The following is a 20,693-nucleotide window of genomic DNA, read 5'->3' as shown; positions in this document are numbered from 1 at the left end:
ACCTTTTATGGGGCGACAGATGATCAACTGGCCGAGGCGGAGGGCGCATCAAATTAGGCTACGGTTTGGCGTTGAAAAGCATTTCCATGGCCACTCTGTCGGCAAAATCGTCAAGAACATATTCCAACTCGGTTGCGTTGAACGCATCCTGCACTGAATTGGCTTTTTCCGGGTGAATGATGAGACAATCCTTATGATCAAAGGGCTCGAAGCTGGCTCCAAATCGCGATAGCACGGTGTCCCGCGATACCATAGCGGTCTCTTTTACAGTCTTCCCTTTTTTTAGATGTTCTTTTGTGAGCAGAAAATAATCGGCCGGCGGGATGATCATCGGAATATGTGAGGACCATATGGTGAGCGTAAATGCCCTGCCATCTTTCCGGGTCCGGAAAAAGTATAGTTTTGGAACGTAGTAGCCTTCGCCCAGTTCCTCCTGCCATCGCTTCCGGTGGAAATTAAATTCCCAGCTGTCATTTGACTTTTGCGGATCGAAATAGGTGTGTTCCTTCTTCTTGAAATGATCTTTGCTGGCGCCGAGATTGGTTCTGTTCCAATTGTCAAACAGCTCATCGAAGGTGGGGCGAAAAGGATTGTCATTGGCAGATTGCGGATCGAGCACGAACAGGCCCAGAGCCTCGACGAGCTGCGTGACAAATTGGAATGCTTCAATACCGAAGAATTCCGGCCGCAAAAAGTTCAGGTTGAAGGAGAAATGCGTATAATCAAAAGCGGCAAAACTTTCGAAGGATTCTATGCTGTCCGGGTCGGCTTCCGGTTCGTTTTTGTCCATGGAAAAGTAGACTTCGGTGTCTTCGTTCTCAAAGAACCATTGAGTCTCACTTTCATTTGGTTGCGTGAGGTGCTCGGTAAGCCAGGCGGCAAATTGTTCTTCGGTAAGCTGGGGGCCTTTTTGTTTGTAGAAGTACAGGTCGTAGCTCATATGGTGAAATGGGTGGACGCAAGATAGGGAGTTTCGGTCCGGCCGCGCAAATTTTTTGCGTTATCTTTGCAACGCTACCAACCGGGTCATCGCTCTCCGCTTGCGGGGGGAGGAAAGTCCGGACAGCACAGGGCAATGCACCGGTTAAGAGCCGGGGGGCGCGAAAGCGTTCACAGATAGTGCCACAGAAAATAACTGCCCCCTTCGGGCCGATGCGCTGCGTTGGCTGGAAGGGGGTGAGGATGAAAACGTGGGGTAAGAGCCCACGGCGCCGGCGGGTAACCGCCGGCGCGGGTAAACCTTGCATGCTGAAATGCCACGTATACCGGCGATCGAGGGCGGCTCGCCCGATGCGCCTCGCGAGAGGTGCGCGCCGGAGGGTAGGCAGCTAGACTCCTGCAGTAATGCAGGGGCCAGATAAATGATGGCCGCCGCGGCAACGCGGAACAGGATCCGGCTTACAGGTTGGTAGCTTTTTTCCTTACATTTAGCCATGCTTTCGAATTATTTCAAGACCGCCTTGCGAAGCCTGGCCCGTCATCCCATTTATGCTATTCTGAACATCGCCGGCTTGTCCCTGGGGATTGCTTTCGCGCTTCTGATCGGGATCTTTTGCTGGAGCGAATTGCGTGTGAACCGGCAGTTGCGGCGGGCGGACCGCCAATATATCCTCAGCAGTGATTGGAAGGACCCCAATATGGGCTATCCGCTGGCGACCCTGGGGCCGCTGCCGAAGGCCTTGCGGGAGAACTACCCCGGGCTCGTCGCGAACTTTTACCGGTTCGATGGCGTCTGGGCCGTGGTCTCGGCCGGCGAGAAGCATTTCCGGGAAGGCTTGCAGATCGGTGACAGCAGTTTGTTGCCGATGTATGGGTTCTCCCTGATCCAGGGGGATGCGGCCACAGCGCTGAGCGAGCCCGGCAATGTCCGCGCAACAACCCGGTCGTCATCAGCGGCGTGGTGAAGGATTTTCATTTCGATGGGATGGGAGCGGCGATACAGCCTATAGTAATTTGTCCAGTGAAATTCATGGGAATATACCGGTTTCTTTCATTTAAACTGGAACCAGGAGTCACCCCGGGTCAATTGGGGAAGGAGTGGGCGAAGCTGATGCCCGGGGCGCCTTTCGAATTCCGGTTTATGGATGAGAGCCTGCGCGAAGTGTATGCCGGGGAGCTGCGATTACGGAAGGCCGCGTCGGCGTCCACGGTATTGGCCATTGTCATTGTGCTGCTGGGGGTGGTGGGGCTTGTCGCTAACGGCGTGCAATTGCGGAGGAGGGAGATCGCCATCCGCAAGGTGATCGGGGCCAGGGTGCCGGGCATCATCCGGCTGTTTTTGCGCGAGTACCTGTCGGTGTTGATAGTGGCGGGGTTCGCTGCTGGGGCAGTGGCCTGGTGGATGCTGCAGCACTGGCTGGATGAATATGCAACACGAATCGCGCTCACCGGATGGCCGTTTTTGATCGCGACGGGCGGACTGGGATTCTTCATCGTGGTGCTCATTGCGGGGCAAACGCTATCAGCGGCGAGGAGCAATCCCATTCGAAGCCTCAGGGAGAATTGATCGGATGCGGACAGTTTTTGGGCTGAAAGCGGACAGCGGCACATCGCGTGAATAACGTTGTGAGATGATTTTCAGATGGTTACAAAATTGGCACTCTTTTGCGGTGGAGACAGAAACTTCAGGTTTCCTATGCTCGCCACCTACTACAAAACGGCTGTCCGTAATATCGCGCGGAGCCGGTTCCACTCAGTGATCAATATAGCAGGTCTTTCCGTCGGTATTGCGTTTACGTTACTGATCGCCGCTTTCTGCTGGTCGGAGAGCCGGGTCAATCACCAGCTGCGGCATGCCGACCGGCAGTATTTTCTGCAGAGCAAGGGGAAGAATTCGATGAGCAGCCAGCTGGCTATAACGACGCTGGGTCAGCTGGCAAAGGCGTTGAAGGACAACTATCCTTCGCTGGTGGCCAACTATTATCGCTGGGATGGGATCAACTCCACGGTCAGTTATGGGGATAAGCATTTCAAAGAAGGGCTGCAGGTGGGCGACAGCACGCTGTTGACCATGTATGGTTTCTCGCTGGCACAGGGCGATCCGGCGACGGCGCTGAACAACCCGTTCTCCGTGGTGATCACGGAAGAAAAGGCGATCAAATATTTTGGCCGGACGGATGTAGTAGGACAGAACCTGGTCATCGATAATTTTTCCGGGAGCCGGCAGAATTTCCGGATCACGGGAGTTATGAGGAAGCCTTCGCGCAATTCGGTGACGGTACTGAACGATAACAATGACAACGGGGTGTACATCCCGGCTGCCAATCTCAATTACTTCGGCCGCAACATGGATTGGCCCAACACGGTTATCGTAAGCTATGTCGAACTCCAAAAGGGTGTCAAGCCGGAGGCGTTGGAAGCGCCGATCAAGTATTTGATCAAGGCAAATGTGCCGGCGATCATATCCGAAAATATGACGGTGGTGCCGGTTCCATTGACCGACTACTATTTGTCGGCAAATAACGGGTTGGTTCGAAAACTGCTCTTCACCCTGTCGTCGGTGGCCTTGTTCATCCTGGCCATGGCGGTGATCAATTTCATCAATCTGTCCGTCAGCCGGAGCAATTCGAGAATGAAAGAGATCGGCATCCGCAAAGTGCTGGGCAGTCTGCGCCATCAGCTGCGGGTGCAGTTCCTGACCGAGTCGATCCTGCTGGCGGCGGTGTCGACGGTGATCGCGCTTGCGATCTTCCAATTGTGCCGTCCCTTTTTCGCGGGGATGCTGGGCAGCGCCATTCCTTCTTTGTGGGCCTTACCTGTGGTGGGCTGGGGGGTGATTGCGCTTTTTGCCGTGGTGACGGGATGGTTGGCGGGTTTATATCCGGCAGTATTGTTATCCTCGCTGTCTTCGATCGATGCGTTAAAAAGCAAGGTTGGTACGATAAAGGAAAATGTATGGATGCGCAAGGGGCTGGTGGGCTTTCAATTTGCGACGGCTACGGTTGTGTTTGTCGGGGCGATCATCATCGCCCAACAGATCCGGTTATTCTTCAGCGACCGGCTGGGATACGATAAGGAGTATGTCGTCTCGGCGAGCGTTCCACGGGACTGGACGCGCAATGGCGTTCGCAAGATGGAGACTATTCGCGACGTATTCAGGCGGATGCCGGATATCAGGCAGGCCACGCTGAGCTATTCGATACCAAACGGGATGGGTTTGGGCAGTATCGGGACTTACCGGGAAGGCACCGACAGCACCCGTTCGGTGCTAAGCGATATTCTTTTGACGGACGAGCAGTATGCGGGCACTTATCAGATCCCCATGGCGGCGGGAATCTTCTTTTGCCGGCCGGGAGAACATGGTCCGCAGGATACGCTGCGGATGGTAGTGAACGAAACGGCCGCAAGGGGTCTGGGCTATCCAACACCTGCGGCGGCCATCGGTCAGCGGGTGCGGCTGTACAATGCTCCGAATGCATTTACGATATGTGGGGTGGTCAGGGATTTTCATTTCAACGTGATGGGGGCGCCCATCCGGCCCGAGATCTTTACTCATCTGGAGCAATTTCCCGTCTACCGGTATTTCTCCTTCAAGCTACGGCCCGGAAATATCGGCGCCACAATCGAGGCGTTACAGAAGCAATGGGCGGCGCTGATGCCCGGGGCGCCCTTCGAATATACCTTCATGGACGAGACATTACAGTCCATTTACAAGAGCGAGCTGCGGATGCGGAAAGCGGCGACGACGGCGACGGTGCTTTCTTTTATCATTGTCCTGTTGGGGGTGCTGGGTCTTGTATCCAACAGCGTGCGGCGACGGACCAAAGAGATTGCCATCCGCAAGGTGATCGGTGCCTCTGCGAAAGGTATCGTTCGGCTTTTTGTAGGGGATTATCTGCCGGTGCTGGTGATAGCCGGGTTGATCGCGAGTCCGTTTGCCTATTGGCTGATGCAACGCTGGCTGGATAATTATGCAACGCGGATAACAATCACGGCGTGGCCATTCCTTGGGGCGATCGGGTGTTTGGCGGTGATCATGATCGCCCTGATCGCGGTGCAAACGATCCGGGCGGCGCTGGCGAATCCGGTGAAGTCTTTGCGTAGCGAATGAGGCGTTCCGCGGCTCTTGGCTGAAAGTGGAGTGGCGGCCGCGGTCAGTGTTCCCTAATGATGCCAAAGGCCGCCCAACCAGCCGCCGAGCTCCATGAACCAGGCCAGGCCAAGGTGGACGATGAGGCCGCCAAGGATGGTGCGGGTACGGGCAGCGAGGACGCCGAGGATCAGACCGCCAAAGAAGGAAGAGATGCATTCGCCGAGGGGCTTGCCGAAGTGGATGGTACAATAGAAGGCGGCCATCGGCAGGATGGCATCCTGGCCTACATAGTTGACCAGCACGACGACGAGAAGGCCGCGGAAGAAGAGCTCGATGCCGAGGAAGTCGAGCCCGTAGGAGACCTCATACAATAATTTCCAGGGCCATTCCGGTTTTGCATACCCATTGATAAAGGAGAGGTTCTTCACCTTGGGGTAGACCAGCAGGAAGTCGTGCTGGGTTGAAGCGAGGACGATGAGGGGGACGGTACAGAGAAGCAATCCAAAATAGGGCAGGGCATTGAAATTGGCCCGGGTCAGACCGACCGCGGAGGCGAAGCTATTGCCGGGCAGGAGTCCTGCCGTATACAGGGTCCGGAGAATGGCAAACAGCAGGAGCAACTTCAACGGCAGTTGCAGCACGAGCTGGGTGTAGCGATCCCAGGGGAATTTGATGGCCGCAGGCAGGAGGGGCAGAATATCCCAGTGGACCATCTTGAGCGCGAAGTACAGCGGGGCGAGCCCCAGCAGGATCAGGAGCTTTGGTTGTTTGAGATTCGTTTTATTCCACTCATACTGTAAGCCCCAGACCAGGGCGAGGACGACGAGATAAAACAAAAAAAATGCCCCAAGGGCCAAATACCACGGGAGAGCGCGGATGCGGCTCTCGATGCCGACGGTATAATTGGCGGCGACCAGGGCGGCGACAAAGAGAAGGGTAATGAAGAGGGCGGGGCGGGAGGTGCTGCGAAGATAGGCGGTCAGATAGTTGATGAACGCGCGCATCAGGAATGAAAATGTTCTTTCATTTTACCGAGCAGATCGGTTTCGAGCATTTTCTGCGCCAGCCGGATCATGTTGAGGAAGGACTTGCTGCGCGAGATACCATGACCGATGATGACGGGCTTGGTGACGCCGAGCAGGGGCGTGCCGCCATAGTATTCGAAATCGAATCGGTCGAAGTATTCGCTTTCCGTTTGATGACGGCGGGTGATGTCGAAGAGGGATTCGGCCAGCTTGAGGATGACGTTGCCCGTGAAGCCTTCGCAGACGGTAACGTCGGCCTTGTCGAGCAGGATATCCCGGCCTTCGATATTGCCGATGAAGTGGATATGTTCGTTTTCTTTTAACAAGGGGTAGGCGCCCTGGGCCAGGATATTCCCCTTTCCTTCCTCTTCCCCGATATTCAGCAGGCCTACGCGCGGCTTTTCGATGCCGAGGATGTGCTTGGCGTAGAGCGAGCCGAGGATGGCAAACTGGTTCAGATTCTCTGGCTTGCAGTCGGCGTTGAGGCCGACGTCGAGCAGGATGCCGGTCTTGCCATTATCCTTTGGGATGACGGTGGAAATGGTAGGGCGCTGGACGCCTTCGATGGGTTTGAGGCTATAAAGGGCGCCCACCAGCATGGCCCCGGTGTTCCCGGCGCTGATGAATGCGTCCATTTTGCCGGCGGCAAGCAGGCCGAAGCCGATGGCGATGGAGGACTGTTGTTTTTCCTTCAGGGCTTTTGTGGGGTGTTCGTTCATTTCGATCACCTGGGCAGCGTGCACCACGCGCACCGAAGTCTCCGGAATAGCATATTCCTTTAACAGGGGGCGAACCTGGTTCTCGTCGCCGACCAGCCATAGAGTAGCGGGATTGGCAACTTCGTTCAGGTAGAGCTGGAGACCTTTCACGGCTTCAAGCGGTGAAAAGTCCCCACCCATCATGTCGAGTCCAATATTCATCGTGGTTCAAGATGTGATTTTGCCTCGGGCCAGCATTCGCGGACCCCGCTCATGATTGGCCTTCGGCCGATGGACCCCCAGGTCCATCCGGTGGACCCTACGATTTACTTAATGGGAGAAGTTTCGGCGACTACTTTACCCTTGTAGAACAGCTTGCCTTCGCTGACGTGGGCACGATGACGTACGTGCATTTCGCCGGTGGTGCTGTCTTTGCTCAACGTTACTTTCTCAGCCTTATAATGCGTCCTTCTCTTGGCACTGCGCTGCTGTGAATGTCTGCGTTTCGGATTTGGCATTTTCTTCTATTTTTGAAGTAACTAATACAAATTATTGATCCTTAATGTTTCCGAGATTCTTGAATTTCTCGAGGCCCTTCCACAAATTATTCGCAGCCGGGTTCTTCTCCTGTTCGAGCTTTTTCAGCATTTCCAGCACTTCCTTGTTGCAGTGCGGGCCGCCCATTTCTTCGGGTTTGCACATCCGCTGCATGGGAATACTAAGGTTGATGAACTCATAGATCCAGTCTGATAGGTACAGATGACTTTCACCCTTGGAAATATAGTACACATCCGGATCCTCCTCCTGCTGGTTCATGATCTCAGGGTCTTCCACGAGCTTGACCAGGATGTTGAATTCGTCCCAGAGATCGAGCGGAAGCTGGTTCCCGCAGCGGTCGCAGGCGATCTCCAACTTGCCGGTGATCTCGAACTTCAACAGCATAAAGCTGTTCTTCTTATCGAGGGTCAACTTTACCTGGGCATCGCAACGATGGAAGTCCTGTTGCTGATAGGCCTCAAAGAACTTATCGGTAATCCGATAGCTAAACTCATGAATACCAGCCTTAAGGCCCACAAACGCTATTTCAAATTCCCGGCGGCTGCTCATGAGTGCTTTTTAAAGAGCTTGCAAAGGTAGTGATAAATAATCAGAAAAAACCGGATCGACGATCTTTTTTTCGATAGCAACTCCTTAAATTACAATCAATGAGGCTATTTACCAAATACAACCGGGTCAATATCGTCGCCAGCATCGGGGCCTTGTTACTGGGTAGCGTCAGCTATTATTTTGCCGTTCGCTATGTGCTTGTCTCTGAGCTGGATGACCATTTACGCCTGGAAGAGTCCGAGGTGCTGGATTTTGTGCACCGGCGGAATGCCCTGCCGGAGCCGGCTACCTACCGCGATCAACGCATTCACTTCGAGGACGCGGAAAGACCGGTGAAGCGGCATTTTACTCAAACCTATCTGCCCGAGGGCAGGAAGGGCAAGCTGGAGGCCTATCGTGAGTTGCGCTTCTCGGTCATGACCGCGGGTCAATGGCACACGGTGTTTGTCGACGTCTCCGAGGAGGAGACCGAGGACCTGCTGATGTGGATCATGCTGATCACCGCAGTCATGATCGGACTGTTGCTAAGCATTCTTTTTATCGCCAACCGGCTGCTGCTGCGGCGCATCTGGCAACCGTTCTATACGACGCTGAACGGCATCCGGGCCTTTAACCTGTCGAGCCGGCAACCGTTACCGGCGCAGACCACCGATATCGACGAGTTCCGTAACCTGGATGAAGCGATCCGGCAGATGACCCACACCATCATCCGGGATTACGAGATGCTGAAAGGCTTTGCCGACAATGCTTCCCATGAGATGCAGACGCCCCTGGCCATCCTCAATTCCAAACTGGACCTGCTGATCCAGGATACGAACCTGGGGCAGGCCCATCACCGGCCGATCCTGGCGATGTACGATGCCATCAGCCGGTTACGGCAGCTGAACCAGTCGCTGCTGCTGCTGACAAAGATCGAGAACAACCAGTTCGGCGATACCGAATCGGTGGACCTGGCCCCGTTGATCGAATCCAAGCTGCAAGATTTGGAGGATAGGGTGCGCAACCGGCGCCTGGCGGTACATACGGAATTGCACCCGCTGACCCTGCCGATGAACGGTTACCTGGCGGACATCCTGTTAAACAATCTCCTGACCAACGCGATCCGGCACAACCAGGACGGCGGAGAGGTGAATATCCGGCTGAGCCAACGGACATTGCGGGTGAGCAATTCGGGCGCCGCGCTGGGATTTGATGCGGCGACGATCTTCGACCGGTTCACCAAGGGGGCGCATTCGGGCGGGACCGGGCTGGGGCTGGCCATAGTCCGGCAGATCTGCGACAACTATCACTTTGGATTGCAGTATTCTTTTGCAGAAGAAGTGCATACCATCGATATCACCTTCAACTAACCGATGATGAGAATCGTCACCATTCTATTCTTTTGCCTTGCGGGACATTTAGCACGGGGCCAATATTTCGAAGGCAAGGTGATGTACCGGAATATCGTGACCAGCAAGACGCCGGGGCTTTCGGATTCGGCGCTGACCGTCCTTATCGGCAATGAGGAAATCTATTATATCAAGGGAGGATTTTATGAGTCGCTGACCAATGGCGCCGGATTTTCGATGCAGCTGTACGATCACCGGAACAACCGGATGTATTTCAAGAAGCAGGATGTGGATACCGTGTACTGGCTGGATGCCGGTAAGAGCTCGGAGAAGCCTGTCAACTATGAGATCCGTGAAGATGCTGAAGTGGTGCTGGGTAAGCGCTGCGATGCGCTGCTGGTGGAGACGGAAACCGGTACGACCGTCTTCTATTACAGTCCCCGGTACAAACTCGACGCCGCGATGTTCCAGAAGCATCTCTATGGCGGCTGGGCCTTTTATGTCAGCAAGGCGGGCTGCCTGCCGTTGAAGACGGTCATCGACAATGAGAAATTCCATCTCGAGAGCACGGCGACGGAGGTGTTGGAGCTGGAGTTGAAGCCGGGTTTTTTCGATATTTCGCCGAAGCTGCCGCAGGTGCGGTTTAAGTAGGCGCGGCAGGGTGGATCGGCTGCTATGCTACAGAATTTCGACAGGATGCCGGGATACTTTTGACCGGCCCTTCGAATGGGTCTGAAAATTAACATGTTACGATTTATTATCCTGGGTGTTCTGGTAGCGGGCGGACTCGCCGGCTGGGGCCAGTCTCCGATGGGCCTGGACTTTTATATCGACCAGGCCCTGCAAAACAGCCCTTTATTAAAGGATTATCGCAACCAGCTGGTGGCGGGGCAGGTCGACAGCGCCCTGGTCCGGGCCGGTTACCGGCCGCAGGTGACGGGTTCCAGCGTCAATGTCTGGGCGCCGACGATCAAGGGCTGGGGCTATGACCAGGCCATTTCCAACGGCGGCAATTTCACGACCGTGGTCGCTGTGAACCAGACCCTGGTGGGTCAAAAGCATCTCGATGCCGAGTATGAGACCATCCGCCTTCTGAACCAGGGGGTCGGGAATTCGGCCAAGGTATCGGAGCAGGATCTGAAGAAGAGCGTCACCGCACAATATATCACCGCTTATGGCGATTGGCAACAACTGAACTTCAACCGGGACGTTTATGCCTTGCTGCAAAAGGAGGAGGCGTTGCTGAAGGATCTCACTCAAAAGAACGTCTACCGGCAGACCGATTACCTGGCTTTTTTGGTGACGTTAAAACAAGAAGGGTTGTTGTTGCGCCAGCTCGAGATCCAGTTCCGAAACGATCATGGCACGTTGAATTATCTATGCGGCATTGTCGACACGGCGGCGACGGCCCTGGATGATCCGCGGATCGAGCTGCAAAGGCTGCCGGAGATCGATCAATCGATCTTCTTCCGCCAATTCCATCTTGATAGCCTGAAGCTGCGCAACAGCCGGAGCCTGATCGATTACAGCTACCGGCCCAAGGCCAGTCTCTATGCCGACGGCGGTTTTTCTTCCTCGTTTGAATACCAGGGCTACAAGAATTTCGGCGTGAGCTTCGGTGTCTCGGTGTCGGTTCCGATCTATGACGGTCACCAGCGGAAGATGCAGTACAGCAAATTGGACATTGCCGAACGGACGAGGGCGGGATACAAGGATTTTTTCACCAAACAATATGACCAGCAGATCGCCCAGCTGAGGCAGCAGCTGCAGGCCACGGAGGAATTGATCGGGCAGATCAATGAGCAGGTAAAGTATTCGCAGACGCTGATCGATGTCAATGGAAAGCTGCTGGGCACGGGGGATGCAAGGATCGCGGACTATATCATCGCGCTGAGCAATTATCTCAGCGCCAGGAACCTGCTGACGCAGAACAACATTACGCGGCTGCAGATCATCAACCAGATCAATTATTGGAATCGATGAATATCAATTTTGTAGGTGTCGTGTTAGCGGCGATGTTTTTCGCTGCCTGCGGCAGCGCCGCGAAACCGGAATCCAAAGCCGGGACGGCCGATTCGGCAGAGACCGGCACGCCGGTGACCGTTGTCGATGTCAGTCATGGCGCCATGGGGGACTATATCGAGCTGAATGCGGTGTCGGCCTTCCTTCAGAAAAGCTATGTAAAGGCGATCGCCAACGGTTACCTGCAATCGGCTGATGTCTATCCGGGGAAGAATGTGGAGAAGGGACAGGTGCTGTTCACGATGAAGACCAAGGAGGCCCAAAGCATCGGCAATGCGATCGAAAAGCTGGATACGACGTTGCATTTTTCGGGAGTCAGCAGCATCCGCGCCAGTCAGCATGGCTATATCACTCAACTAAACCACCAATCGGGGGACTATGTGCAGGACGGCGAGCAATTGGCCGTCATCAGCGACCGGAGCAGCTTTGTGTTCCTGCTGGACCTGCCGTACGAACTGAGGCCTTATGTGCTGGGAAAAAGCAGCGTCGAGCTGGTCCTGCCGGATGGCACCAAACTGAACGGAGTGGTGGGGGCCGCCATGCCCACGGTGGACTCGGCCTCGCAGACGCAGAACGTCGTGATCCGGGTACCGTCTGCGGGAGCCATCCCGGAAAATCTGATCGCCAAAGTCAGGATACTGAAGACCGCGAAGCCCAATACCCAGTCCCTGCCCAGGGACGCCGTACTGACCGACGAAACGGAAAGCAATTTCTGGGTCATGAGGCTAATTGATAGTGCCACTGCGGTCAAGGTGCCCGTGAAAAAAGGCATCGAGACCCGGGACAGGGTGGAGATCCTTTCGCCGCAGTTCGGCAAGGAGGACAAGATATTGGTCACCGGTAATTATGGGCTGCCCGACACGGCGAAGGTGAAAGTGGTCATTGGATCGGGAGGTACTCCATGAAAAATTTCTTTGTCAAATATAAGAACCCGCTCACGGTTACTCTCGTAATCATCATTCTGGGTGGCCTGTTCGTTTATGGCCGCCTTCAGACCTCGCTCTTTCCGGATGTCACGTTTCCCAAGATCAAGGTCATTGCGGATGCGGGTTTACAGCCCGTCAGCAAGATGATGGTCACCGTGACCAAGCCGCTGGAGAACGCGATCAAGCGGGTTCCCGATCTGCAATATGTCCGCAGCACCACCAGCCGGGGCAGCTGTGAGATCTCGGCCTTTATGGACTGGAAGGCGGATATCAACCTTGCGCAACAGCAGATCGAATCACGGATCGCCGAGATAAAGAACGATCTCCCGGCTGAGACGCAGATCACGGTAGAGAAAATGAACCCCTCGATCCTCCCGGTCATGGGCTATACCCTGGAGAGCCATAACCTGTCGCCGATAGAGCTGAAGCTGTTGGCGAATTACACCGTGAAGCCATTTCTGTCCCAAGTGGCGGGAGTCTCGGAAATACGGATCATCGGGGGCCGGACAAAGGAATACTGGATCACGCTGGACGCCCGTAAAATGAGCACCCTCTCGATCACCCCCGACGTGCTCAACACGGTCATCGGTCAGACCGGCTTTATCAAATCCAACGGGTACCTCTCGGACTATCATTTCCTCTATCTGACCGTGACGGACGCCACGGTCCATACCCGCGAGGATATCGGCCATATCGTGGTGCGCAATACCGGCAGAAGGGTCATTCTCCTGCAGGATATCGCCGCCGTCGATATCCGGGAGATGGTGGAGTATACGCGGATCAACGCAAACGGGAAAGATGCCGTACTGGTTGCGGTGATCAAGCAACCCAACTCCAACCTGATCGAGATGTCGGACGCCATGGAGGCGAAGGTCGCCGAGTTGCAAAAGACGCTGCCCAAAGGGGTTACGATCAAACCTTACTATATCCAGGCCGATTTTGTCAATACTTCGGTGAAGAGCGTCACGGACAGCCTTTGGATGGGTCTGGGGCTGGCGATCATCGTGGCGATCATTTTCCTCCGCAGCCTGAAGGCCAGTACGACCATCCTCATCACCATCCCGGTCACGCTTCTGCTGACGCTGATCGTACTATATGCCATCGGCTATACCTTCAACATCATGACCCTGGGCGCCATCGCAGCCGCCATCGGCCTGATCATCGACGATGCCATCGTGGTGGTCGAGCAGATACACCGGACCCATGAGGAGCATCCGGAAGATTCGTCGCGGACACTGGTGCAAAAGGCCGTTCACTATCTGTTCCCGGCGATGCTCGGGTCTTCGGTCAGCACCATCGTCATCTTCATTCCCTTTGTCCTGATGAGCGGCGTTGCGGGAGCGTATTTCAAGGTGCTGACCAATACCATGATCATCACGCTTGTATGTTCCTTCTTCGTGACCTGGATCGGGTTGCCCGTGGTCTACCTGCTGTTGACCCGGGAGGGGAAGAAACGGAAACAGCTGAAGCCGCACAATGTGAAGAACCAGCGTTGGGTGGCCTTTTTTATCCGCCGCCCCTGGCTGAGTCTCGTCATCATGGCCGGGCTCGGCTGGTCGATCTGGTTTATCGTACCGCAGCTGGAGACCGGCTTTCTCCCGGAAATGGACGAAGGCAGCATCGTGCTGGACTATAATTCCCCACCCGGCACGACATTGCAGGAAACGGACCGGATGCTGCGCGAGGTCGAGAAGATCATCGTGGCGACGCCGGAGGTGGAGGCATATTCGCGGCGTACGGGAACGGAAATGGGCTTTTTTATCACCGAGCCCAACCGGGGCGACTACCTGATCCAGTTGAAGAAGGAACGGGACAAGTCAACCGAAGAGGTGATCAGCGGCCTCCGTCAAAAGATCGAGGCCACACAACCAGCCTTACGGATCGATTTCGGCCAGGTAATCGGGGATATGCTGGGTGACCTGATGACATCCGTCCAGCCTATCGAAATAAAGATCTTCGGCGATGACCAATCGAAGCTGCATGACCTGTCGAAACAGGTGAACGAGCTGGTCTCGAAGGTGGAGGGGACCGCGGATATGTTCGACGGGATCGTGATCGCTGGTCCATCGGTGAGCGTCGAACCCAATTACGACCGGCTTGCGCAGTTCGGGCTCACGCCGGCGAACCTGCAATACCAGCTGCAGACTGCGCTGGAAGGAAATATCGTGGGCACACTGCCGGAGAAGGAGCAGCTCAGCAATATCCGAATGGTCTATCCCGGCAGCCGCACGCTTGGCGTGTCGGACATCAGTCGATTACAAATATTCCTGCCGGATGGAAGGCTGAAGCCGATAACCGATCTGGCAACCGTGACGGTGAAACCGGGAGATGCAGAGATCCAGCGGGAGAACCTGCAATCGATGGGAGTGGTGACTGGCCGGTTGGAAGGGCGCGACCTCGGGAGCGTCATGAAAGACATCCAGGCCGAGGTGAGTTCGAAGATAGTTCTTCCCGCGGGATATCATATCACCTACGGCGGCGCTTATGCGGAGCAGCAGCAATCCTTTAGCGAACTGCTGGTGATCCTTATCACGGCCAGCCTGATGGTATTCGGCGTCATCCTTTTCCTCTATCGCCGGTTCGTAGTGGCGCTGACCATTCTCGTGGTCGCGGTGCTGGGTATTTCCGGGAGCTACCTGGCGCTGTATCTCACAAAGACCCCTTTGAACGTAGGCAGCTATACGGGACTGATCATGATCGTCGGGATCATTGGGGAAAATGCCATCTTCACCTTCCTTCAGTTCAGGGACAGCTTGCATACCATGACCGTGGATGAAGCGGTGATCTATGCCATTTCCACCCGGCTACGGCCGAAGCTCATGACCGCGCTTGGGGCCATCATTGCCCTGATGCCCCTTGCTCTGGGTATCGGTGCGGGGGCGCAGCTGCATCAGCCACTGGCCATTGCGGTCATCGGGGGATTCGTAGTCGCGCTTCCGTTGCTGCTGATCGTGCTGCCTTCGCTTTTACGAATGCTCTATCACCGGAGCGGCGGACGCGGGCTGATCGAGCCGGCGCCTGCCGGATAGAAGGCGGGTTTGGCGGCGGCGGGACCCACCCGGCGCCGCAGCGAGTATCCCGAAAGGAGATTTTTCGTAGTTTGCAGGTATGGAAACACCTGGTATTGTCATCCGGTCCGCAGAGGCGGCGGATGCGGATCTGGTCGTCGACCTTGCGCGGCGGACCTTTATCGAATCTTTTGGCGAATACAACACCCCGGAAAATATGGACATTTTTCTGCACGAGCAGAATACGGTGGAGCGACAGAAGGCGGAAGTCGGCGCCGAGGGCCGGGATTTTTTGCTGGCCTATGTCGATGGGGAAGCGGTAGGCTATGTATCGTTGCGAGTAGGAGAGCCGCCCCGGGAACTGCGGGGAGAGAAGGCGATCGAGATCGTGCAGTTGTATTCCGAAAAAAAAATGATCGGGAAGGGGATCGGGCCTGCGCTGATGCGGGCTGCTGTCGAGCTGGCAGCGTCCAGGGGTTTCGATTGGATATGGTTGGGGGTCTGGGAGCATAACCACCGGGCGCAGGCTTTTTACCGCAAATGGGGGTTCGAGCGGTTTGGGGAGCATGTGTTCTTTGTCGGACTGGATGCGCAGACCGACTGGTGGATGCGCAAACGGCTTTCTCAGGACCCGGTCTGAGCAGCGAGGGCATTCACCATCTCCTGGAGTCGGACCTTTTTCTCGGGCCATTCATCGCCGAGGATCGAGAAATAATGCGCGTCGGCGTAGGTGCCGTCGTTGCGCAGGGAATAACGTCGCAGGACGCCTTCGGGCATTCCGCCGATCTTCATCACTGCTTTCTGGCTGCGGATGTTCTGGCCGGCCACTCTGAAGTCCACCCGTTGGAGGCCGATGGTCTCGAAAAGATATTCCAGCAGGAGCAGCTTGCAGGCTTTGTTGTGCACCTTTCCCCAGACGGCGGGGGTATACCAGGTGTGACCGATGGTTGCTTTTTTCACCCGGGGATCGAGGTCATAGGCGCGGGTCATGCCGATGGTATCGCCGGTGACGGCGTCAAATATGCAATAGGCCCGGGCGGCAGGAGTAGAAAAACCGAGGGCGTCGTCGAAGTATTTATCGAATTGCCGGTCGTAGGTGTCGGTCAGCAGCAGCGTCTTTGTATATTCCCAAATACGTTCGTCCTTTGCCAGGCGGCGCAGGGTCGCACGGTGACCCTCCTTTAGAAATCGCAGGGTGATCCAGGGGTTGTTCAGTTCGATCATGCCCTAAAGATAGGTATCTCAGCGTTTCAGTAACTTACTGTTAACGATCTTTTCCATGATCTCCTCCTTCTGGTATTTGCTGATCGGCACCTGGTATTGAGTGATGTGAAGGATATTTCCTTCGATGGAATTGATCTTGTCGATGGCCACCAGGTAGGATTTGTGGGGTTGGACAAAGGCGGAAGGAGGGAGCTTTTCCTGCAGCATTTTAAGAGTAAGATGGGTGATGACCTTTTTTTCGCGTGTATAGATCGCGACATAGTTTTCGAGGGCCTCGGCGAAGAGGATGTCGGCAAAGGCGATCTTCTCCAGGCGGCTGTCGGCCTTGACAAAGATGTAGTCTTCCGTCGCAGCCGGGGTCTGCTGCTGAAGGAAATAGTCGAAGGCCTTGTTGGCGGCTTTCAGGAAGCGGTCGAAGGAAATGGGCTTCAGCAGGTAGTCCAGCACTTCGAGCTCGAAACCCTGCACGGCATATTTCTCGTAGGCGGTGGTAAAGATCACGCGGGGCGGGGTGGCAAGCTGTTTGAGAAAGTCGATGCCCGTGAGATAAGGCATTTCGATATCGAGAAAGAGCAGATCGACCGGCTCGCGTTTCAACAGCGAGTTGAGTTCGATGGCATTTTCGCAGATGCCGCGGAGGTCGAGGAAATCGATCTGCCCGATGTAACCCTGCAGTCCTTTTCGGGCGAAGGGTTCATCGTCGGTGATGATGCATTTTATGCGGGTGGTGGACATCGATGTCAATATTGAAGGGTTAGAATGGCGGAAAATTGTCGGTCTTTTTTTTCTGCAATCAACGCATGTCGTTTGGGATAGAGGAGCTCGAGCCGGCGGCGAAGGTTTTCCAGGCCGATGCCTTTGTCGGCGCGGGTGGATTCGGGGATATTCGCCGGGATGTTGTTGATGACGCGGAATTCGATGCGATCGCCTTCGAGCGCGGCGCTGATATCGAGGTGATACTCTCCGCCGACGTATTTGAAGGCGTTCTCCACCAGCGGCAGGAAGAGGAGCGGGTAGACTTGCTGGCCGTCGAGCCGGGGATCGAAGCGGGTCGTCAGCTGAAGCCGCTCGGAGCTCCGCGCCTGCTGCAGGCGGATGAAATTGTCGAGATAACGGATCTCCTGGCTGACCGGCACCGTTTGCTGCTGATCGTAGAGCTGGTAGCGGAGCAGCTCGGAGAATTTCTCGACGCTCTGCTTGGCGGCGGTGACATCCTCATCCATTTGAAAATAAATGGTGTTGAGGGCGTTGAACAGGAAATGCGGATGGTATTGCGCCTTCAGGAATTTCAGTTCGGTCTGTAACTGGTCGTTGGTGATCTTCTCGAGCTGGATCTTGGAAGCGATGTGTGCTTTGAGAAACGTGTTGCTGCGCACGATGCCATAGAGGATCAGCGAATAAAGCAGGGGAACTGTATTTATATCGGCGATGTCCCAGGACTGCAAACCGTCGTCGGTGTTCGCCGTGTATGGAATCAACACCGCATTCTGAAAAATGAGGTCCAGGAGGATCAGGAAAAATAACTCGCGGCCGATACGTTTGGAACTGAAATCGGCCGCCGGCCATTTCTTGTCGAACCACCGGAGCAAACGGCGGAACATGTACAGAAACGCAAAGCTGAATAGGATCGTGGTGACAATGTCCAATGTATTGATCTGCCAATTCCGGTTCCACCAGCGCATGCCCGTGACGGTGTCCAGCAGCACGCGGATCGTCAGGTAGATGAGGATGCCGTAGATGGGCGGAAAGATGTATTTCCAAAAGAATTTCATGTTGTGGTCTCCCTCTTTACAGTATCTTTTTCAATAATGGGATTCGGCGGAACAGGGTTGCGGCGAGGATATAGGTCAAGGTGACGGCGAGCATGGCGGCAACAGCAAATTTCAGCAGGGCGGACGCCTGCCATCCGGCCATGGCGCGGGAAACAGCCACGAGGATGGTTGCATGGAATACGTATACGGCAAAGGAATTCGCGGAGAGGAAGGCGGCGCGGGGCCCTTGCCGGTTGAACCTGTCCCGGAACACGGCGATGATGCCCAGGGAGATGCCAACCCCTAAGATCGCTTCCAGCAACGAGATCGCGAGGCTTTGCCAGTGCCAGCCGCCGATGAAGAACGAGGGCGTGTTGAATGCGTCGCCGGCGAAGAGCAGGGCGATCCAGACGAGGGGTCCTGCCACAAGAGCGATCAGCCCCCAGCGTTTGCCGGCGGAGGCAGTGAGCGTGTTCATCCAATCGTGACGCCAGGCCAGGGTTCCGGCGAAGAAAAAGGCTACGTATTGCGGAAAATAGCCCAATTGTAAATTAAAGAAGGCTGTTCCGATGGGCCAGGAGACCCTTACCCCGAAGGTGCAGACGCCGATAAGCGCAATAAAGATCAGCAGGACGCCGAATCCCGGAAAATTACGGGGAGCGGATGCGGGCGATGTCAGGGTCGGCCCGAGCTCGCGGCACGCGACATAGATGCAGGAGAAGAGGAGCAGAAGCACACAGAACCAGAGGGGGCCAAAGCCACTGAGAAAGGTACCGCTGAGGAGGTAGTGTTTGTATTCATGCGCAAAGCTGCGGAGGGGGCTGCCGGCGCTGCGATGCCATCCGCCCAGCCAGCCCGTGACGGGACTCAGGATCAGCATGAAGAGAAGAGTCGGCAGGCCCAGCCGGTAGGCCCGGTCCCGCAGGTAAGGGCCGGCGCCTTTCCGGTCATACGCGCCGGGAACAAAATAACCGGCGATAAAGAAGAGGATTCCCATGCGAAAGGTCTTTGTGAAAAAAGCGAAGGCATAGAAGAACAGCTGTTCACCCCGGCTTAAGGGAGCGGCTTCGGTGTAATACCAGAGGCCGGGGATGCCATAAGTGACGGCGGCATGCATGGCGACTACCAGGACGATCATGACCCATCGCAGGTTATCGATAAAGGGCAGCCGCACGGCATGGCCACGCGCGGCTGCGGACGGGCCGGCGTGAGGCGTTGTCGTTATGGAGGGAGCCAGGAGCGGCATGGCAGACGTTTGCACAGGTAAGATACGAAGTTAAAGGATGTTTTTCAGCAGCGGCAGCCGGCGGAAGACTCCGGCGGAGAGGGCATAGGTAGCGACGATGCTCAGCACGGTGGCGACGAGGAATTTCAGCAGCGCCTCGCCTTGCCAGCCGCTCATGAGCCGGGTGATGGCGATGAGGATCGGCGGGTGGAAGACGTAGACGGCGAAGGCATTGGCAGAGAAGAAACCGGCGCGAGGCCCCTGGCGGTTGAATTTCTCGCGGAACAGCGTGAGACAGCCGAGGGAGAGGCCGACGCCGGCGAGTGATTCGAGGATGGACATGCCCAGGCTTTGCCAGTGCCAGCCGCCGTCAAAGGCGCCGGATGGGGGAGGGGCGATGATATAGGAGGTGATGAGTCCGGCCCAGATGGCGAGCCCGCCGAAAAGGCCGATGCGGCCCCAGCGTCTGCCCGTAGATGTGGGCAGGGTCGTCAACCAGCTGTGGCGGTAGGCGAGCGTCCCGGCAATGAAGAAAGCGATATACTGGGAGAAATAACCGAATTGCATATTGTACCAGGACGTTCCATTGCGCCAGAACGTGCGGACAAGGAAGGTGGCGACGGCGACGAGGAGGATGAACCCGGTGATCGCGGCGTTGCGCGGAAAGGATTTGGGTCCGGTGGATGTCTTCGGAGAGGAGAGGGTGCGCCAGGCGGCATAGACGCAGCAGAAGAACAATAGGGCGATGCAAAACCAGAGGGGGCCGTTGCCCGAGAGGAAGTGGCCGCGGGTGATATAATGGGCGTATTCGCGGAGGAAGCTGCGGTTGGGGTCATCCGGGGCCCAGACGCCGGCGGCGTAATAACAGGTGATGGGGTGAAGGACGAAGATATAGAGCAGCGAAGGGAGGCCGAGACGATAGGCGCGGTCCTTCAGGAACCGGGTGGCGCCCTTGCGATCGAAGGCGCCGGGAACGAAATAGCCGGCTACGAAGAAGAGCAGGCCCATGAAGAAGGACTGGAGGAACACCTGGTAGGTAAGGAAGCTAATGTCTTCGAGCCGGTTGAGGTGGGTGGCTTCGTTGTAGTACCAGCTGCCGTGGTTGCTGTAGGTGACGGCGGCATGCATGCTGAGGACGAGCATAATCATGGTCCAGCGCAGGTTATCGATAAAGGGGAGGCGGGCGGTGACGGCGACCGGCGCGGGGGCGGTAGTGGTGGGGATGGCTAGTTCCATGGCTGTTTTGATTGTGCCGTAAAACTAGCGGGCGAAGGGGCGGCGGGCAATTTTCTTTGACGTATGGGCGGTTATTGGCGGCCAAAGGAACGGCCAAAAGAATGGCCGGCC

At 55.9% G+C, this 20,693-nt stretch carries 19 protein-coding genes and 1 other RNA gene; 10 read left to right on the top strand and 10 right to left on the bottom strand.

Annotated elements, in window-relative coordinates; all coding sequences use genetic code 11:
* Window positions 1-58 precede the first annotated feature (58 nt).
* Window positions 59-940: a hypothetical protein gene (locus VHE34_RS10225; protein WP_325587407.1), complete on the bottom strand. Its 882-nt coding sequence runs from the start codon at window positions 938-940 to the stop codon at window positions 59-61.
* Window positions 941-1,013: 73 nt separating this feature from the next.
* Between VHE34_RS10225 and rnpB the strand changes: the two genes are divergently transcribed.
* From rnpB to VHE34_RS10205, 4 genes are all read left to right on the top strand, one after another.
* Window positions 1,014-1,417, top strand: an RNA gene (gene rnpB / locus VHE34_RS10220) — RNase P RNA component class A.
* Window positions 1,418-1,433: 16 nt separating this feature from the next.
* Complete coding sequence (locus VHE34_RS10215; protein ID WP_325587405.1) at window positions 1,434-1,904, top strand: ABC transporter permease; 471 nt, start codon at window positions 1,434-1,436, stop codon at window positions 1,902-1,904.
* Between the two features lie 65 nt (window positions 1,905-1,969).
* Window positions 1,970-2,506 (top strand): ABC transporter permease, encoded by a 537-nt coding sequence (locus VHE34_RS10210; protein WP_325587402.1) that lies wholly within the window; start codon window positions 1,970-1,972, stop codon window positions 2,504-2,506.
* Window positions 2,507-2,635: 129 nt separating this feature from the next.
* Complete coding sequence (locus VHE34_RS10205) at window positions 2,636-5,050, top strand: ABC transporter permease (RefSeq protein WP_325587400.1); 2,415 nt, start codon at window positions 2,636-2,638, stop codon at window positions 5,048-5,050.
* Window positions 5,051-5,103: 53 nt separating this feature from the next.
* Here VHE34_RS10205 and VHE34_RS10200 read toward each other — a convergent pair whose 3' ends face one another.
* The 4 genes from VHE34_RS10200 to VHE34_RS10185 form a co-directional block, all read right to left on the bottom strand.
* On the bottom strand, window positions 5,104-6,036 hold the full coding sequence (locus tag VHE34_RS10200; RefSeq protein ID WP_325587398.1) for a type II CAAX prenyl endopeptidase Rce1 family protein: 933 nt from the start codon (window positions 6,034-6,036) through the stop codon (window positions 5,104-5,106).
* Window positions 6,036-6,977, bottom strand: coding sequence for a phosphate acyltransferase PlsX (gene plsX / locus VHE34_RS10195; protein WP_325587396.1), 942 nt, complete (start codon window positions 6,975-6,977; stop codon window positions 6,036-6,038). Before plsX ends, VHE34_RS10200 begins: the two co-directional genes overlap by 1 nt.
* A gap of 104 nt (window positions 6,978-7,081) precedes the next feature.
* Complete coding sequence (gene rpmF / locus VHE34_RS10190; RefSeq protein ID WP_325587394.1) at window positions 7,082-7,273, bottom strand: 50S ribosomal protein L32; 192 nt, start codon at window positions 7,271-7,273, stop codon at window positions 7,082-7,084.
* A gap of 31 nt (window positions 7,274-7,304) precedes the next feature.
* On the bottom strand, window positions 7,305-7,862 hold the full coding sequence (locus VHE34_RS10185) for a DUF177 domain-containing protein (protein ID WP_325587392.1): 558 nt from the start codon (window positions 7,860-7,862) through the stop codon (window positions 7,305-7,307).
* Between the two features lie 98 nt (window positions 7,863-7,960).
* Between VHE34_RS10185 and VHE34_RS10180 the strand changes: the two genes are divergently transcribed.
* From VHE34_RS10180 to VHE34_RS10155, 6 genes are all read left to right on the top strand, one after another.
* Window positions 7,961-9,211 (top strand): HAMP domain-containing sensor histidine kinase, encoded by a 1,251-nt coding sequence (locus tag VHE34_RS10180; protein WP_325587390.1) that lies wholly within the window; start codon window positions 7,961-7,963, stop codon window positions 9,209-9,211.
* A 3-nt stretch (window positions 9,212-9,214) separates the two neighbouring features.
* A complete protein-coding gene (locus tag VHE34_RS10175) occupies window positions 9,215-9,841 on the top strand; it encodes a hypothetical protein (protein ID WP_325587388.1) in 627 nt (208 codons plus the stop codon).
* Between the two features lie 93 nt (window positions 9,842-9,934).
* The gene (locus tag VHE34_RS10170; RefSeq protein WP_325587386.1) at window positions 9,935-11,173 is read left to right on the top strand and encodes a TolC family protein; all 1,239 of its coding nucleotides are present in this window, start codon (window positions 9,935-9,937) and stop codon (window positions 11,171-11,173) included.
* Complete coding sequence (locus VHE34_RS10165; protein WP_325587384.1) at window positions 11,170-12,117, top strand: efflux RND transporter periplasmic adaptor subunit; 948 nt, start codon at window positions 11,170-11,172, stop codon at window positions 12,115-12,117. Before VHE34_RS10170 ends, VHE34_RS10165 begins: the two co-directional genes overlap by 4 nt.
* Window positions 12,114-15,167, top strand: coding sequence for an efflux RND transporter permease subunit (locus tag VHE34_RS10160; RefSeq protein ID WP_325587382.1), 3,054 nt, complete (start codon window positions 12,114-12,116; stop codon window positions 15,165-15,167). Before VHE34_RS10165 ends, VHE34_RS10160 begins: the two co-directional genes overlap by 4 nt.
* Before the next feature lie 79 nt (window positions 15,168-15,246).
* Window positions 15,247-15,786: a GNAT family N-acetyltransferase gene (locus VHE34_RS10155; RefSeq protein WP_325587380.1), complete on the top strand. Its 540-nt coding sequence runs from the start codon at window positions 15,247-15,249 to the stop codon at window positions 15,784-15,786.
* Here the strand turns inward: VHE34_RS10155 and VHE34_RS10150 are convergent.
* The 5 genes from VHE34_RS10150 to VHE34_RS10130 are packed head-to-tail and all read right to left on the bottom strand — an operon-like array spanning window position 15,771 to window position 20,582.
* Window positions 15,771-16,370, bottom strand: a complete 600-nt coding sequence (locus VHE34_RS10150) for a GNAT family protein (protein WP_325587378.1) — start codon at window positions 16,368-16,370, stop codon at window positions 15,771-15,773. The two genes, VHE34_RS10155 and VHE34_RS10150, sit on opposite strands and share 16 nt — an antisense overlap.
* A gap of 18 nt (window positions 16,371-16,388) precedes the next feature.
* Window positions 16,389-17,105, bottom strand: a complete 717-nt coding sequence (locus VHE34_RS10145; protein WP_325587376.1) for a LytTR family DNA-binding domain-containing protein — start codon at window positions 17,103-17,105, stop codon at window positions 16,389-16,391.
* Between the two features lie 5 nt (window positions 17,106-17,110).
* Window positions 17,111-18,142 carry a sensor histidine kinase gene (locus VHE34_RS10140; protein ID WP_325587374.1) on the bottom strand — a complete coding sequence of 344 codons (1,032 nt, stop codon included), beginning with the start codon at window positions 18,140-18,142 and terminating at the stop codon, window positions 17,111-17,113.
* A gap of 16 nt (window positions 18,143-18,158) precedes the next feature.
* A complete protein-coding gene (locus VHE34_RS10135) occupies window positions 18,159-19,367 on the bottom strand; it encodes an acyltransferase family protein (RefSeq protein ID WP_325587372.1) in 1,209 nt (402 codons plus the stop codon).
* A 30-nt stretch (window positions 19,368-19,397) separates the two neighbouring features.
* Entirely contained in the window at window positions 19,398-20,582 is a 1,185-nt protein-coding gene (locus VHE34_RS10130) for an acyltransferase family protein (protein ID WP_325587369.1), read from the bottom strand.
* Window positions 20,583-20,693: the final 111 nt, after the last annotated feature.

The sequence above is a fragment of the Puia sp. genome, from assembly GCF_035546395.1.
Taxonomy (GTDB): Bacteria; Bacteroidota; Bacteroidia; order Chitinophagales; family Chitinophagaceae; genus Puia.
Note: the sequence above shows the minus strand (reverse complement) of the source record. Positions and strands in the feature narration are given on the sequence as shown.

Bases quoted from the DNA above. Each gene is read 5' to 3' on its own strand.
- VHE34_RS10200 (WP_325587398.1), bottom strand. From the start codon at position 6,036: ATGCGCGCGTTCATCAACTATCTGACCGCCTATCTTCGCAGCACCTCC.
- plsX (WP_325587396.1), bottom strand. From the start codon at position 6,977: ATGAATATTGGACTCGACATGATGGGTGGGGACTTTTCACCGCTTGAA.
- VHE34_RS10155 (WP_325587380.1), top strand. From the start codon at position 15,247: ATGGAAACACCTGGTATTGTCATCCGGTCCGCAGAGGCGGCGGATGCG.
- VHE34_RS10130 (WP_325587369.1), bottom strand. From the start codon at position 20,582: ATGGAACTAGCCATCCCCACCACTACCGCCCCCGCGCCGGTCGCCGTC.
- VHE34_RS10145 (WP_325587376.1), bottom strand. From the start codon at position 17,105: ATGTCCACCACCCGCATAAAATGCATCATCACCGACGATGAACCCTTC.
- rpmF (WP_325587394.1), bottom strand. From the start codon at position 7,273: ATGCCAAATCCGAAACGCAGACATTCACAGCAGCGCAGTGCCAAGAGA.
- VHE34_RS10185 (WP_325587392.1), bottom strand. From the start codon at position 7,862: ATGAGCAGCCGCCGGGAATTTGAAATAGCGTTTGTGGGCCTTAAGGCT.
- VHE34_RS10170 (WP_325587386.1), top strand. From the start codon at position 9,935: ATGTTACGATTTATTATCCTGGGTGTTCTGGTAGCGGGCGGACTCGCC.
- VHE34_RS10210 (WP_325587402.1), top strand. From the start codon at position 1,970: ATGGGAATATACCGGTTTCTTTCATTTAAACTGGAACCAGGAGTCACC.
- VHE34_RS10165 (WP_325587384.1), top strand. From the start codon at position 11,170: ATGAATATCAATTTTGTAGGTGTCGTGTTAGCGGCGATGTTTTTCGCT.
- VHE34_RS10225 (WP_325587407.1), bottom strand. From the start codon at position 940: ATGAGCTACGACCTGTACTTCTACAAACAAAAAGGCCCCCAGCTTACC.
- VHE34_RS10140 (WP_325587374.1), bottom strand. From the start codon at position 18,142: ATGAAATTCTTTTGGAAATACATCTTTCCGCCCATCTACGGCATCCTC.
- VHE34_RS10175 (WP_325587388.1), top strand. From the start codon at position 9,215: ATGATGAGAATCGTCACCATTCTATTCTTTTGCCTTGCGGGACATTTA.
- VHE34_RS10180 (WP_325587390.1), top strand. From the start codon at position 7,961: ATGAGGCTATTTACCAAATACAACCGGGTCAATATCGTCGCCAGCATC.
- VHE34_RS10215 (WP_325587405.1), top strand. From the start codon at position 1,434: ATGCTTTCGAATTATTTCAAGACCGCCTTGCGAAGCCTGGCCCGTCAT.
- VHE34_RS10205 (WP_325587400.1), top strand. From the start codon at position 2,636: ATGCTCGCCACCTACTACAAAACGGCTGTCCGTAATATCGCGCGGAGC.
- VHE34_RS10150 (WP_325587378.1), bottom strand. From the start codon at position 16,370: ATGATCGAACTGAACAACCCCTGGATCACCCTGCGATTTCTAAAGGAG.
- VHE34_RS10160 (WP_325587382.1), top strand. From the start codon at position 12,114: ATGAAAAATTTCTTTGTCAAATATAAGAACCCGCTCACGGTTACTCTC.
- VHE34_RS10135 (WP_325587372.1), bottom strand. From the start codon at position 19,367: ATGCCGCTCCTGGCTCCCTCCATAACGACAACGCCTCACGCCGGCCCG.